Below are 14,718 nucleotides of genomic sequence, written 5' to 3'. Positions count from 1 at the left end.
CGAGTGCGGGACGACAGCGCGCGACGGATCCGGTTCTATCCGGTCGTGGTGATCGTGCTGCTCCTGGCGTTTCTTGCTGCCGGGACGGCCTCGAATCTGGAGCGGAATCCGCAACCCGGGCTGGTCGCCGAAGGGATCCCCGGGCAGAAGGTGCCGTCGGCAACCAGTGCGCACCTGCCCTCGCAGTACCAGGGGATGGTTCGGCAGGCACTCGCCGATCTGGATGCACTGACGCTGCCGGGTGGCGCGACGCTGGCCGGGTGGGACGGGCCGTGGCGGTTCGTCTGGCCGCGGGACGCTTCGTTCGTCGCGGCGGCTCGGTGTTCGGTCGGCCAGTACGCCGAGGCCTCGTCGGTGTTCTCGTTCCTGAACCGGGTGCGACCGGCGTCGGGGCGATGGGCAGCCCGGTACGCCGTTGACGGAAGCGTGCCTGTTGATGGAAGAGAGCCGCAGCTGGACGGGTCGGGATGGGTGCTCTGGGCAAGCTGGTTCTGCTCGTCCGGTCTCGACCTGTCGGTCTATTGGCCGATGCTCCAGGAGTCGGGTGATCAGATCGTCGCCTCGTTGGGGCGGGATGGGCTGCCCGCTGTCTCGCCCGACTACTGGGAGCGGCCGGAGTCTTCGGTGACGCTCGGAACTGTCGCACCACTGCTGACGGGGTTGCGTGCCGGCTTGGCGATCGCAGCGCAACTGGGGCACGAAGTTCCTTCCTGGCAAGGCGCTCTGGATCGGTTGTCGGCGGCAACGGATCGCGTCTTCGGACCGGACTATCCCCGTACGCCGGGTGGCGGGCTCGACGCGATCGTGACCGTCCTCGGTCCCCCGTTCGGCCCGCCCCGCGTCGAGGTGGCGGACGCGATCGACCACACCCGGAACGTCCTCACCCAGCCGAACGGTGGCGTCACTCCTGGCGAGAGCTGGCGTGCCGACGGTGTCGCCTGGACCCCGCAGACCACCTTGTTCGCCCTCAGCTCGGCCGCCCGAGGAGACCGCGCAACGGCCGAATCCCTGCTGAGTTGGCTGGACTCCCATCGCACCCGGACCGGCGCGATCCCGGAAAAGGTCAATCGCGACCTCCAACCAGCCGGCGAGGCCCCCCTCGGCTGGACCTCAGCCCTGGTCATCCTCACCGCCGCCGCCCTCGACAAACCCCTCCCGATCCCCGCCGCCTAGCCCACCACCCCCGACTAGGTGACCCCGCCCCCCACTCCCCGCTCCGGCCATCTAGAACCTGGGGGTTCGGACACCTTCCCGGGCCCCCGGACAAGGTGTGCCGTGAACTCACCCCCGACTAGGTGTCCCCACCCCCACCTCCCCACCCCCACTCCCCGCTCTGGCCGTCTAGAGCCCGGGGGTCCGGACACCTTCCCGGGCCCCGGACAAGGTGAGCCCTGACTCCACCCCGAACAGGTATCCCTACCCCAACCCGGGGCCCGCTCGCCAGCGCCCCGCGCCGGTCCGGCGTCTTTGTGCTCCAGCTCGTCAAACCTCCCGCGTGGAAATGGAGGAACGGGGCACAAAGATGGGCCTCGGACCGGTGCAGGTGGGAGGTGGAAAGGGGTGGACGGGGGTTGGGGTGAGGTTGTAGGTTGCGGGCGACTGTGACGCTGGCTGAGGAGGTGGGGCCCATGAACGCTCTGGTGCTTCCCCCTGCCGTCACGGTCGGGCGACTGTAGGTGTCGCCGGGAGTGCCTCGATCAATTGGCACTCCTGAAAGGCAACACCTATGTATGACGTGATCATTGCCGGGTCTGGACCGGCTGGTGCGATGCTCGCCGCGGAACTGCGGCTGCACGAGGTACGGGTTCTCGTGCTGGAGAAGGAAACCGAGCCGCTGTCGTTCGCGCGACTCGTGGGCCTGCATATCCGCAGTCTCGAGTTGATGGCGATGCGCGGGTTGCTGGATCGGATGCGCGAACACGGCCGACCCCGTCCGGCCGGCGGGTTCTTCGCCGCGATCGCCAAACCCGCGCCCGAGGGTCTGGATTCGGCACATGCCTATCTGCTGGGCATTCCGCAGCCGGTGATCGTCCAGCTGCTCGAAGAACATGCGATCGCGCTCGGTGCGCAGGTCCGGCACGGTTGCGCAGTCACCGCTTTCGAGCAGGACGACGACGGGGTGACGGTCGAGCTGGCCGATGGCGAGCAGCTACGGACGCGTTACCTCGTCGGCTGTGACGGCGCCCGCAGTACGGTGCGGAAGTTGCTCGGCGTCGGCTTCCCCGGCGAGCCTTCGCGGAAGTACACGCTGATGGGTGAGATGGAGGTAGGCACCCCGGCCGAGGAGCTCGCGGCCAAGGTGAGCGAGATCCACGAGGTCAACAAGGTCTTCAGCATGAGGACCTTCGGCGATGGGCTCTATCGCGTCGTGGTCCCAGACGCTGGTGGCAGCGAGGAGCCGCCCGTGCTCGACGATTTCCGGCAGCAGCTGCGGATCGTTGCCGGGACCGATTTCGGCGTGCATTCGCCGCGCTGGCTGTCTCGCTTCGGGGACGCGACCCGGCTGGCCGAGCGGTACCGGGTCGGGCGCGTGCTGCTGGCCGGCGACGCAGCCCACATCCACCCGCCCACCGGCGGACAAGGCCTGAACCTGGGCATCCAGGATTCCTTCAACCTCGGCTGGAAGCTGGCCGCACAGATCCGCGGCTGGGCGCCGGAGACGCTGCTAGACACCTACCAAGCCGAGCGCCGCCCGGTCGCCGCAGACGTGCTGGACAACACCCGCGCCCAGATGGAACTGCTCTCCACCGAGCCAGGCCCGCAGTCCGTACGCCGGTTGCTCACCGAGCTGATGGACTTCGACGAGGTGAACCGCCACCTGATCGCGAAGATCACCGCGATCGACATCCGCTACGACTTCGGTGACGGCCCCGGCCTACTCGGCCGCCGCCTCCGGGACCTCGAGCTGAAGCAAGGCACCCTCTACGAGCACCTCCATCACGGCCGCGCCCTGCTGCTCGACCGCACCGAACGTCTGACGGTCGGCGGCTGGTCCGACCGCGTCGACTACCTCGCCGATCCCACCGCAGCCGTGGACGTCCCCTGCCTCCTTCTCCGCCCCGACGGCCACATCGCCTGGATCGGCGACGACCAACAGGACCTCAACACCCACCTCACCCGCTGGTTCGGCATCAGCTGATCGAGGGGGTTGCCAAAGTCCTTGCCGATCCGTAACGTACAACCACATGGTTGTACTTCAGGAAGAGAGCGAGGAATCGCTCAATCAGCTGTTTCGTGCGCTGGCCGACGGCACCCGGCGCGACATCCTGGCGCGGTCGCTCACCGAGACGCCGTCGGTGTCCACCCTGGCCGCGCGGTACGCGATGAGCTTCGCGGCGGTGCAGAAGCACGTCGCCGTGCTCGAACGCGCCGGGCTCATCCAGAAGCGCGCCAGCGGCCGCGAGCAGCTGATCTCGACGAATCACGAGCGGCTGCAGCGGGCGAGCGCCGTACTGGATGCCTATGAATCCATCTGGCGCCAACGAGTGGCGCAACTCGACGACCTGTTCCAAGAAGAAGGGGAATGACGATGCCAGTCACCGATATCACCAAGGATCCCGAGAACCTCACGCTGACCGTCATCGCCGACTTTCCGGTGCCGCAGCAACGGCTCTGGGAAGCCTGGACCGATCCGCGCCAGCTCGAGCGGTTCTGGGGTCCGCCGTTCGCGCCGGCGACCTTCACGCACCACGACTTCACGGTCGGCGGGCGCGCGGAGTACTACCTGACCGGGACCGATGGGGAGAAGTGGAACGGCACCTGGCGGTTCACCGCGATCGATCCCATCGATTCCTTCGAGGCCTACGACGGCGAGGACAACGCCGAGGACGACAACCTGCCGGCCGCGATGAGATTCGCCTTCGAAACCACGGCGGCGGGATCACGACTGGTCGGCATCACCCGATTCGGGAGCCTCGAAGCGATGGAGGAAACCCTTCCTGGCATGGAGGTCGGCATCCGCGCGGCACTCCCCCAGCTCGACGCACTGCTCGCAGAGGACTGATCCTCGCCACCTACAAGCCGGTCTAGCAGATTTCCATCGCGTCGTGGGTGGGGACGGGTGGGCGGGTGGTGCTGGTGGTTGTCGAGTAGAAGAAGGCGGTCGAGGCGATGTCGTCCTGCAGGGGGAGGTAGCGGCCGCCGGAGCGCCAGCCGAGGGCTTGGACATCGACCCGGAGCTTGGTGCGGAAGCGGATCGGGTCGGGGAGGTGGAAGCGGTACATGCCGAAGCGTTGCTGGCTTTGGTACTGGCCGTCGGGCCGGATCACCTGCGGGAGCCCGAGGTACGGCGTACTGAACTCCGTGTAGCCGCCACGGTCCGGGCCGAGGTCGAAGTTCCAGGCGCCGCCGAAGTAGTCCTCGGTGCCGGTGCCGCAGATGGTCGGGAACTCCTCGTCGTCGTCGAGGTAGAACTTGACCTCGCCCTCGCCCCACCACCCGCTGCTGTTCACGCCCCAGGCGAGATAGGTCCCGACGTAGTGGCCAGGCCCCTCGACCCCGTCGAGCAACGTGTGCACGGTTTCGGACGGCAGCGGGTTGCTCCGCCGCCACTGCGCATGCAGGTACGCCGAGCTGTCGGCTACCGTGCCTAGCCAGTAGTCCACCTGGAAGTAGACGATCACGGACTCGTCGTGCGTGTTCTCGATCGTCAGCTGAGCCCGGCAGCGGAACGGCATCTCCCAGTAGCTGTTGAAGCCGCCATTCGGGTTCACCGACACCGGCAGCGAGTTCACCTGCGCGAACCGTCCCCAGCCCGAGCAGAAGAAGTCCCCGACCGGCGCTTCGATCGCAGGTTGGGAGTCGCCGTCCCAGTGGGCGCGCAGAACTAGTCGGCGCCAGTTGTCGCTGTGAGTCGTCAGCCAGATGTGGGTGATCGTCCCCGAGCCGGTGATGTCGGCGAGCGTGACGGTCTCCCTCGCCGCGATCTCGATCGACGGCGAGACCTTCCAGCCGACGCCGAGGTCACGGGCCGCGTGCGCCCCGGTTCCCTCCGTACGACGGCCGCCCTGGCCGCGCTCGCCGGTCGGGTTCTCCGCGCTGATGGAGCGGGTCTCGACGTCGACGACCGCGCTGATTCCGGACAGGTTCCCAAGAGTCATACCCGCGACCCTAGGCGCCACAACCGTCCCCGCGACCGATTGGAAATCGATTTCTCACACTCTGAACACTTCCCCGCACAGCTAGAGCTAGCAGGGGCGGATCTTTGCGTTGAGGCCGGTGAAGGTGAGGCAGGCTCGGGGGCGGGCCTGGGCGGGCTTGGCGCGGAGGATGAGGGGGTAGGCGTCGGCGCCGCGGATCTCGGGTGACTTGTCGGTCTTGGGGGTGCCGACAGCGCCGCCGCGGGCGGTGGCCGCAGTACGGACATCGTCGACGGAGACCGTACTGCGGGCCGCCTTGGTCGCGGCAGCCTTGGCGTCGTCCGCGACCTTGAGGGCGAAGTCGATCTCGGGCGGCTTCGACCAGGTGGTCGCGGTGACCGGGAAGACCAGACCGAACATCAGGGCACCGACCAGGCCGATGATCTGCCGGTTGCGCCGGCCCGCCGAACCCGCCACCACCGCGGCACACCCGAGCGCGAGCAGCAGGGTGATCCCTCGCATCACCCATTGCCGATCCAGCCGGCTGTCGACGGCGAACGCGGCCACGAGCGCGATCACCAGGCAGGCAAGGGCGGCACCGGCGCCCAGCGCGCGGGGAGAGACGGATTTCATGGCGCTGACGATAGAACGCCGCCGTTCGTCGCAGCGAACCGGCCGTTCACCGACAAACCCTCTGGACAGGTTCATCTGCCTTTCACACTGCTGGCAGATTCGGAACCGTCCCACCGCCCCGAGGGATTGGACCACCGATGAGCCACGACGACCTCCCCATTGAAGCCCCCGGATCGTGGAGTCTCTCCCGCCGCCGGGCCCTGCAACTGAGCGGCGGAATCGCCGCCGCCGGCACCATCGCGCCAGCCTCAGCCACCGCCCAGCGCAGTACGGAATCGTCAGCGGGGCAAGCGGTGCTGACGGAAGGCACCAACCTGATGGTGTCGGTGTCGCCGGATGGGCACTGGCTCGCGTTCGACCTGGTGACGGCGATCTGGGTGACACCTTCCGAGGGTGGTACGTCGCGGCGGCTCACCGACGATCTGCAGGACGCCACCCGGCCGCGCTGGTCGCCGGATGGGCAGCGGATCGTCTTCCAGTCCTACCGCGACGGCAACTTCCATCTCTGGTCGATCCATCCGGACGGGACCGGATTGCAACAGCTCACCACCGGTCGCTTCGACCACCGTGAGCCGCACTTCACCCCGGACGGCCGCGCGATCGTGTTCTCGTCAGACCTCGGCGGCAGCGGCAGCTACGGCATCTACCGGCTGACCCTGGACACCGGCGCGATCGTCGCTCTCACCGACGACGCGTCGGAGGAGGCGGAGCCGGCGGTCTCCCCCGACGGCCGGAAGGTGGCTTTCACCGTCGACGCCACCTCGATCGTGGAACTCGATCTCACGACAGGGCAACGCCGGGTCGCGGTCCCTGCCAAGACGGGCAGCACGGTCTACGGGCCGGCGTACTCCGCGACTGGACAACTCGCCTACGTCCGGCTGACTGGACCGGCGTGTGACCTGGTGATCGGCGATCAGGCGGTGACGAGCGGGAAGGACGTCTTCGCGGTGCCGCCGTCGTGGTCATCGACCGGGGACATCTTCTACACTGCCGATGGCCTGGTGATGCGGCATCGCGTCGACGGTACGCAGACCGCAGTACCGTTCAGCGCTGTCGTTCCTGTGACATCCCGGCGACCGCGACCTAAGACGCCCGACCTCGAGTCGGTCAAGCGCCGGCCGGTGCTTGGGATCGCGAGTCCGACCGCGTCGCGCGACGGGCGGTGGCTGGCATTCCGGGCCCTGAACGCCTTGTGGGTGGCGCCTTCCGACGGTCGCAGTACGCCCCGCAAGGTCGTTGCCGACGGCTACTTCAACTCGGATCCGGACTTCTCGCCGGATGGAAAGAAGTTGCTCTACGCAAGCGATCGGAACGGTACGGCGGACCTGTGGCTGCACGATCTGGCCAGCGGCACGGACCAGCTGCTGACTTCGTTGCCTGGGGCACAGACCGCACCACGCTTCTCGCCGGACGGCCGGCAGATCGCCTACCAGGACCAGGACGGGATCGCATGGGTGCTGGACATCGCGGCCGGCCAGGTCCGCCAGGTGTCGCCGACGTTGTTCCAGCCCGGCCGGGTCAGCTGGTCCGCCGACGGCAAGACCCTCGTGCTGTCTGCCGTGAAGCCCTTCTCGAAGCGCTTCCGCGAAGGCACCAGCCAGCTCCTGTACGTCGACGTCGCGACCGCCGCCTTCGAGTACGCCGAACCGATGCCCTTCAGGTCACTCGCCACAAGGGGTGACGACGGCCCGGTGTTCTCCCCCGACGGCAAATGGCTCACCTTCGTCGTCGAGAGCCTGCTGTACGTCGTACCGGTGGACCGGCGCGGAAGGTACACCGGTACGCCGCGTGCCGTGACGTCGGAGGCGACCGATTCGCCTGTGTGGCTTGACGAACGGACCCTGCTCTATCTGCACAACGGCCAGTTGCGGCGGACGGATCTGCACGGCACGCGGCCGCGGACGGTGAAGCTCGAGCTGCACTGGCAGCGGGCTGTCGTGAATCAACACGTCGTCATCCGCGCAGGTGCTCTGTGGGACGGTCGTGCGGAGGAGTTGCGGCGGGACGTCGACATCGTGGTGGACGGATCCAAGATCGCGGCGGTCCGGTCGCCGTGGGGGAACGCGGACATCGACGCGTCCGAGCTGACGGTGATGCCGGGACTGATCGATGCGCACAACCACTGGCATCTGCGCGGCCGGGCCTGGGGTGCGCGGCAGGGGAATCTCTGGTTGTCCTACGGGATCACGAGTACGCGCTCTCCGGGCGATCCCGTCTATCAGATGCAGGAGACGCGGGAAGCGCTCTCGCACGGCTCGCTGGTCGGTCCGCGCTACTTCGCCACCGGTGAGGCGATCGACGGATCCCGGGTCTTCTACAACTTCATGCGGCCGACCCTGTCCTTGCGGCAACTCGGACTCGAACTGGATCGGGTCGAGGGGCTCGCATACGACCTGGTGAAGACGTATGTGCGGTTGCCGATCGAGTACCAGCGCAGGGCGATCGCGGCGGTCCATCGGCTCGGGTTGCAGCTCTCGTCGCATTACCTGTACCCCGCGGAGCATCTCGGGATGGACGGGATGGAGCACACGGGTGCGACGAATCGCCTCGGTTACTCGCACACGGTCAGTCGGCTCGGGCGCGCCTATGCCGATGTCATCACGCTGTTCACCAAGGCTGGTTTGTCCGTGACGCCGACGTTGTTCAACTCGACGATGGCGCATGTGGATGATCCGTCGCTGTTGACGGATCGGCGTACTACGACGCTTTATCCGGCTTGGGAGTACGCCGCTTTGCGGGCGGAGGTCGACACCGCTGCGGGGCCGGCTGGGGTGACGACTCGTGCCTTGCTGCACGGCAATGTGGACATGGTGCTGCGGATTCATCGCGGTGGTGGGTTGGTGATTTCGGGGACCGATTCGCCGCTGGACAACATCGCGGTGTCGCTGCACGCGAACCTGCGATCGATGGTCGCGGGCGGCTTCACGCCGTACGAGGCGTTGACGACGGCAACCCGCAACCCGGCGAGGTGGCTGCATCTGGAGGACAAGCTCGGCGTGGTCCGGGCTGGGGGGCAGGCGGATCTCTCGTTCGTCCGCGGGAACCCACTCGCAGACATCCGCGCCGCGGCTGCCGTCGAACAGGTGATGATCGCCGGAAGGCTGCACACGATCGACCAACTCCTCGAGCCTTACCTGCCCGCTGTGGAGGCGGCGCCGCATGTCGCAGTGGCGAAGGCACCAGCTCCACTGAGCCGGGAGGCGGCGCATGCGCGCGACCCGCAGTACTGGTGGCATGAGCCGGAGTGGCTGCATCGGCTTTGCTGCGAGGGGTAGCCCCCGCCGGATGGCAGAGTTCTGCTCCATGGCTCTCGAGATCGGCACAGCAAGCGCGGCAGAACTGGTGATGCTCGGCGACTGGGCGGCCGCGGAAGGCTGGAACCCGGGGCAGTCGGACACACTCGCCTTCGCCGCAGCGGACCCTTCAGGTTTCCTCGTCGGCAGGCTCGACGGCGAAGCGATCGCGTCGATCTCAGCGGTGCGCTACGGAACGGCGTACGGCTTCATCGGCTTCTACATCGTCCGGCCGGAGTTTCGCGGCCAGGGCTATGGCATGCAGCTCTGGCGGGCGGGGATGGATCGGCTCGCCGGCCGCAACGTCGCTCTGGACGGGGTCTTCGATCAGCAGGCGAACTACCGCAAGTCGGGATTCCGGCACGCGTACAACCACGTTCGTTTTGAAGGCATCCCGGCCGTCTCCCCTGCCGATGTGAAGCTGGTGGACGGTCGTTCGATCCCGTTCGACCAGCTCGCTGCCTACGACCGCCGGTTCTTCCCCGCGGACCGCTCGCCCTTCCTGGCCCTCTGGGTCGGCCTCCCCGAACGCCGCTCCGTCGCCGCCCTCCGCAACGGTCAGCTGGAGGGTTTCGCCGTACGCCGGGAAGCCCGCTCAGGCACCCGGATCGGCCCACTCTTCGCCGCCACGCCCGAGATCGCCCAGGCGCTCATAGCCCACTTGGTCGAACCCAACGAGCGGGTAGCCATCGACCTCCCCGACGCCAACCCCGCAGCCGTCAACCTGGTCGAGCAACTCGGCCTCAAGCCCACCTTCGAATGTGCCCGCATGTACACCGGCCCGACCCCAGAGATCGACCTGGCCGGCATCTACGGCACCGCCAGCCTCGAACTCGGTTGATCAGAACGGGAGCTTGGGCTGGGGCGGGGCGTGGGTAGGGTCGACGCCGTCGAACAGGCTGCTGACGGACTCGCCGTCGTGGATGCGCTGGATGGCGGCGGCGAACAGTTTGGAGACCGAGCTGACCTGGAGTTCGGGGAACCCATCGGGCCGCGGGACGGTGTCGGTGCTGATGACCTCGGTGATCGACGGGTGGGAGCGAAGTCGCTCGACCGCCTTGCCGGCGAACAGCCCGTGAGTGGTCGCCACCGCGGCCTCGGTGCAGCCGAGGTCCTTCAGCCGGTCGAGGAGCTCGATGATCGAACCGCCAGTCGCGATCTCGTCGTCGAGGATGATCGCCCGCTTGCCGGCCACGTCACCGACGATCGCGTCGATCATCACCCGGTCGTCGGCCAGCCGCTGCTTGCTCCCCGCGGCGACCGGCAGCCCGAGCAGCCGCGCGAACTGGGTCGCGGTCTTCGCGTTGCCGAGATCCGGGCTTACCACGACGGTGTTGGTGAGATCGGCCGAGCGGAAGTGATCAGCCAGTACGCCGATCGCGGTCAGGTGGTCGACCGGCACCGAGAAGAACCCGTGCACCTGCGGAGCGTGCAGCGCCATCGTCAGCACCCGGTCGACCCCGGCGGCGACCAGCAGGTCCGCCACGAGCCGCCCGCCGATCGAGATCCGCGAGGCATCCTTCTTGTCGGAACGCGCATAGGCGTAGTGCGGCATCACCGCGGTGATCTGCTCCGCCGAGGCACCCCTCGCCGCATCGATCATCAGCAGCAGCTCCATCAGGTGCTCCTGCGTCGGCGGCACCAGCGGTTGCACGATGTACACATCACGTTGCCGACAGTTCACCTGCAACTGCACCTGGAGACAGTCGTTGCTGAAACGGTGGATCTCCACCGGAGACAGGTCCACACCGAGATCGGCACAGATCCGATCGGCAAGACCGGTATGGGCACTCCCGCTGAACACGACGATCTCTCGCACGGCTCTCCCCGAACGCTCCGACCCGACACCCCGAGCGTACGCGAGCCCACCCCACTACAACGCATCCACCGTCTCAAACCCTCAACCGAGCAGGCGGGCGAGGGACTCTGCGGCGGTTCGGCAGTTGGTGGTGGAGGCGTCCAGGTGGGTTACCAGGCGGAGTTGGGTTCGGCCTACTCCGCTGAGGAGGATGCCTTGGGTTCGGGCGGCTTCGATGATTTCGGGGACGGTTTTGCCGGTGGCGGCGATGTCGGCGACGACGATGTTCGTTTCTACCTGGTCGGGTTTGACGGAGCCGGGGGCGGCGTCGGCGAGGATTTCTGCGATCAGGCGGGCGTTGGCGTGGTCTTCGGCGAGGCGGTGCACATTGTTGCGTACGGCGTACAGGCCTGCGCCGGCCAGTACGCCGGCCTGGCGCCAGCCGGCACCGAGGCGTTTGCGCCAGACGCGGGCCTCTTTGATCAGCTCGGTCGAGCCGACCAGTACCGAGCCGACCGGGGCGCCGAGGCCCTTCGAGAGGCAGACGCTCGCGGCCGCCGCTCTCGATCCGTAGGCGGCGAGAGGTACGCCGGACGCCACCGACGCGTTCCACAGGCGAGCCCCGTCGAGGTGCAGCGGGAGGCCCACCGAGTCGAGCAGATCCGCCAACGCGTCGTACGACGTCTGGATCGTGCCGCCGCCGAAGTTGTGGGTGTTCTCGACCGACACGGCTGCCGTCTGCACGAAGTACGGGCCGAGATCCGGCGCGATCAGCTCGCGGATCTGCTCCAGATCGATCAGTCCGCTGGGCGTGCTCCAGGTCCGCGTGGTGATCCCGCTGACCGCCGCATGCGCACCGAGTTCGGCCCGCGCGATATGCGCCCGCGCCTCACACAGCACCTCGCTACCCGGCGGAACAAGCGCCCGTACGCCGAGGATGTTCGCCAGCGAGCCGGTGACGGTGAACAGACCAGCCTCGTGCCCGAGCAGCCCCGCGACCTCGTCCTCGAGCTCGTGGACGGTCGGATCCTCGTCGTACACGTCATCCCCGACGGGAGCGGTAGTCATCGCGGCGAGCATCCCGGCAGACGGCCGGGTCACCGTATCGGACCGCAGATCGATCAAGCTCACGCCTTTGCGCCCCGCAGTCGTTCGGCGACCAGGAAGGCGAGTTCCAGCGACTGGTGCCGGTTCAGCCGCGGGTCGCAGGCTGTTTCGTAGCGATTGACGAGGTCCTCGGCGACGAGCTCCTCGCCGCCGCCCAGGCACTCGGTGACGTCGTCGCCGGTGAGCTCGATGTGCATTCCGCCGGGCCACGTGCCGACCTGCTCATGGGCGTCGAAGAAGCCCTGCACCTCGTTGATCACGTCGTCGAAGTTGCGCGTCTTGTACCCGTTCGGCGTCTCGTAGGTGTTGCCGTGCATCGGGTCGCAGACCCAGGCGATCGGCGAGCCGTGGTCGCGGACCGCCTCCAGCAGCGGCGGCAGCCCGTCGCGGATCTTGCCCGCGCCCATCCGGGTGATGAACGTCAGCCGGCCCTCGATCCCCTTCGGGTTCAGCTTGTCGATCAGCGCGCGGATGTACTCCGGGGTCGTGGTCGGCCCGATCTTCACGCCGAGCGGATTCGACAACGAGGCCAGGAACTCGACATGTGCCCCGTCCAGCTGCCGGGTCCGCTCCCCCACCCACAGCAGGTGGCCGGATACGTCGTACGGCTGCTCGGTCCGCGAGTCGATCCGGGTCAGCGCGTGTTCGTACTCCAGGATCAGCGCCTCGTGCGAGGCGTAGAAGTCGACCGTCTTGAACTCGTCCGCGGTCGCCCCGCAGGCCCGCATGAAGGCCAGTGCCCGCTCGATCTCCGAGGCCAGCTGCTCGTAGCGGCGCCCGACCGGCGAGGACTTCACGAAGTCGGTGTTCCAGGCGTGCACCTGGTGCAGGTCGGCGTACCCACCGGTGGTGAACGCGCGCGTCAGGTTCAGCGTCGCGGCCGCCGCGTTGTAGACGCCACGCAGCCGTTCCGGGTCCGGGATCCGCGACTTCTCGGTGAACTCGAGCCCGTTGACCGCGTCACCCCGGTACGACGGCAGCGTGACGCCGTCCCGAGTCTCGTCGCCGCTGCTCCGCGGCTTCGCGTACTGCCCAGCGATCCGCCCGACCTTCACGACCGGCACGCTCGCCGCGTACTGCAGCACGACCGACATCTGCAGCAGCACCCGGAGCTTGGCCCGGATGTTCTCCGCGGTCACCCCGTCGAAGGTCTCGGCGCAATCGCCACCCTGGAGCAGGAACGCCTCGCCCCGTGCGACGGCGCCGATCTTGGTGGTCAGGTCGTCGCACTCACCGGCGAACACCAGCGGCGGCAACCGCCGGAGCTGGGAGATCACATCCTCGAGCACGGCCGCGTCCGGCCACTCCGGCTGCTGCAGCGGCTTGAGCGCCCGCAGCTCCTCCAGACTCGGAACTCCAGGCACCAGACCAGAACTCAACGTCGCGAATTGCATACCCGAACCATATTCCAGCCCCCCGAACGGCCGCCCAGCCGTCTCACCCGAGCGAGCTGGGGTCTGCGGGGACGTCCACAGCGTGCTCACGGAGTACGGAGAGAGGGATCGTCTCGAGGGCGCGCGCGTGGGTGGACGCCAGTACTACGGGCGCCGGGGCACCCGCGTGGTACGACTGGAGCCAGCGGACCGCGACGACGCACCAGCGGTCGCCGGGGTTCAGACCGGGGAAACTCAGCTCGGGGCGAGGCGTGGAGAGGTCGTTGCCGACGGACTTCTGGTGGGCCAGGAACTCGGTCGTCACCACCGCGCAGACCGTGTGGCTGCCGATGTCCTCCGGCCCGGTGCTGCAACAGCCGTCGCGGAAGAACCCGGTGAGCGGATCGGTCCCGCATTCCTCGAGTGCCCCGCCGAGCACGTTCAGCTCGCTCTCCATCGGAGGATTCAGGAGGCCTTCGTGTCGTCGATCCGCGGCTTCACATGGTTCTCCACGATCTCGCCGGCCTTGAGCAGCTCCTTGGCCTTCTCGGCGTACATGTCGACGTACTCCTGGCCGGACAGCTCCATCAGCGCGTACATGATCTCGTCGGTGACGGACCGCAGGACGAACCGGTCTCTTTCCATCCCCTCGTACCGGGAGAAGTCCAGCGGTTTGCCGATCGCGACGCCAGGGCGGATCAGACGCGGCAGCCGGCGACCCGGCTCGCGGACCAGCCACTGCGGCCAGACGGTGCCGGGTGGGTTCATCTTCTCGGTGTCGATCATCGCGACCGGGATCACTGGCACGCCGGCCACGATCGCCATCCGGGCGACGCCGGTCTTGCCCTTGTACAGCCGGCCGTCGGGCGACCGGGTGCCTTCGGGATAGATGCCGAACAGCTCACCTTTGGCCAGGATCTCCAGGCCGGTGTTCAGCGCCGCGAGCGAGGCGCGGCCGCCGGAACGGTCGATCGGGATCTGGCCGACGGACCGGAAGAAGGTCGCCATCAGGCGGCCCTTGAGGCCGGGCGCGGTGAAGTACTCCGACTTGGCCGGGAACACGATCTGCCGTGGTACCGCCACCGGCAGGAACACCGAATCCATGAAGGCCAGGTGATTGCTGACCAGCAGCGCCGGACCGGTCGCCGGCACGTTCTCCAGCCCCGAAACCCTGGGACGGAAGAGCAGCTTCGCAATCGGTGCGACGAAGAATCGTCGCAGGAACATGTACAGCATCGCCTTCACCTCCGTCCGTCGGCGGATACCTTACGTTCCACCTTCCTCCTCTAGCAACGTAACCGCCAGGAATAGCCGTGTTGCGGTCTGTGTTGTCACCGAGTTGCAGACTGGGTGCGAGATCGGTCACGAGACCCGAACGACACCCGAGCCGGACTGGGCGAGGCGCCTCCTGGCTGCGACCATAGCGTCTCGGGTAT

At 67.7% G+C, this 14,718-nt stretch carries 13 protein-coding genes; 6 read left to right on the top strand and 7 right to left on the bottom strand.

All coding sequences use genetic code 11. From position 1 onward, the window contains the following. The first annotated feature begins 3 nt into the window (after nucleotides 1-3). From ABZ004_RS37290 to ABZ004_RS37275, 4 genes are all read left to right on the top strand, one after another. Nucleotides 4-1,173 (top strand): glucoamylase, encoded by a 1,170-nt coding sequence (locus ABZ004_RS37290; RefSeq protein ID WP_355686532.1) that lies wholly within the window; start codon nucleotides 4-6, stop codon nucleotides 1,171-1,173. 553 nt (nucleotides 1,174-1,726) lie between these two features. Then, complete coding sequence (locus ABZ004_RS37285) at nucleotides 1,727-3,139, top strand: FAD-dependent monooxygenase (protein ID WP_355686530.1); 1,413 nt, start codon at nucleotides 1,727-1,729, stop codon at nucleotides 3,137-3,139. Nucleotides 3,140-3,185: 46 nt separating this feature from the next. Next, on the top strand, nucleotides 3,186-3,527 hold the full coding sequence (locus ABZ004_RS37280) for a transcriptional regulator (protein WP_355686528.1): 342 nt from the start codon (nucleotides 3,186-3,188) through the stop codon (nucleotides 3,525-3,527). Beyond that, nucleotides 3,524-4,003: an SRPBCC domain-containing protein gene (locus ABZ004_RS37275; RefSeq protein ID WP_355686527.1), complete on the top strand. Its 480-nt coding sequence runs from the start codon at nucleotides 3,524-3,526 to the stop codon at nucleotides 4,001-4,003. The genes ABZ004_RS37280 and ABZ004_RS37275 overlap by 4 nt, the downstream gene beginning before the upstream one ends. Nucleotides 4,004-4,025: 22 nt before the next feature. Here the strand turns inward: ABZ004_RS37275 and ABZ004_RS37270 are convergent, their stop codons facing one another. Together ABZ004_RS37270 and ABZ004_RS37265 are read right to left on the bottom strand one after the other, a co-directional pair. Beyond that, a complete protein-coding gene (locus ABZ004_RS37270; protein ID WP_355686525.1) occupies nucleotides 4,026-5,099 on the bottom strand; it encodes a glycoside hydrolase family 172 protein in 1,074 nt (357 codons plus the stop codon). A gap of 87 nt (nucleotides 5,100-5,186) precedes the next feature. After that, a complete protein-coding gene (locus tag ABZ004_RS37265; RefSeq protein WP_355686523.1) occupies nucleotides 5,187-5,711 on the bottom strand; it encodes a hypothetical protein in 525 nt (174 codons plus the stop codon). Between the two features lie 137 nt (nucleotides 5,712-5,848). On the opposite strand from ABZ004_RS37265, the gene ABZ004_RS37260 reads away from it, so the two are divergent. Both ABZ004_RS37260 and ABZ004_RS37255 read left to right on the top strand, forming a co-directional pair. Next, on the top strand, nucleotides 5,849-8,986 hold the full coding sequence (locus tag ABZ004_RS37260; protein ID WP_355686522.1) for a DPP IV N-terminal domain-containing protein: 3,138 nt from the start codon (nucleotides 5,849-5,851) through the stop codon (nucleotides 8,984-8,986). A gap of 28 nt (nucleotides 8,987-9,014) precedes the next feature. After that, on the top strand, nucleotides 9,015-9,845 hold the full coding sequence (locus ABZ004_RS37255) for a GNAT family N-acetyltransferase (RefSeq protein ID WP_355686520.1): 831 nt from the start codon (nucleotides 9,015-9,017) through the stop codon (nucleotides 9,843-9,845). On the opposite strand, the gene ABZ004_RS37250 is transcribed toward ABZ004_RS37255, so the two are convergent. From ABZ004_RS37250 to ABZ004_RS37230, 5 genes are all read right to left on the bottom strand, one after another. After that, nucleotides 9,846-10,823 (bottom strand): ribose-phosphate pyrophosphokinase, encoded by a 978-nt coding sequence (locus ABZ004_RS37250; RefSeq protein ID WP_355686518.1) that lies wholly within the window; start codon nucleotides 10,821-10,823, stop codon nucleotides 9,846-9,848. 81 nt (nucleotides 10,824-10,904) lie between these two features. Continuing rightward, on the bottom strand, nucleotides 10,905-11,933 hold the full coding sequence (locus ABZ004_RS37245; protein WP_355686516.1) for a GntG family PLP-dependent aldolase: 1,029 nt from the start codon (nucleotides 11,931-11,933) through the stop codon (nucleotides 10,905-10,907). Beyond that, on the bottom strand, nucleotides 11,930-13,303 hold the full coding sequence (locus tag ABZ004_RS37240) for a class II 3-deoxy-7-phosphoheptulonate synthase (RefSeq protein WP_355686514.1): 1,374 nt from the start codon (nucleotides 13,301-13,303) through the stop codon (nucleotides 11,930-11,932). The genes ABZ004_RS37245 and ABZ004_RS37240 overlap by 4 nt, the downstream gene beginning before the upstream one ends. Before the next feature lie 43 nt (nucleotides 13,304-13,346). Next, nucleotides 13,347-13,739 carry a DUF2237 domain-containing protein gene (locus ABZ004_RS37235; protein ID WP_355686512.1) on the bottom strand — a complete coding sequence of 131 codons (393 nt, stop codon included), beginning with the start codon at nucleotides 13,737-13,739 and terminating at the stop codon, nucleotides 13,347-13,349. Between the two features lie 8 nt (nucleotides 13,740-13,747). Next, on the bottom strand, nucleotides 13,748-14,518 hold the full coding sequence (locus tag ABZ004_RS37230) for a lysophospholipid acyltransferase family protein (RefSeq protein WP_355686510.1): 771 nt from the start codon (nucleotides 14,516-14,518) through the stop codon (nucleotides 13,748-13,750). Between the last annotated feature and the right edge of the window lie 200 nt (nucleotides 14,519-14,718).

The organism is Kribbella sp. NPDC006257, from assembly GCF_040613535.1.
Lineage (GTDB): Bacteria > Actinomycetota > Actinomycetes > Propionibacteriales > Kribbellaceae > Kribbella.
This window is presented reverse-complemented; position numbering and strand designations above follow the sequence as displayed.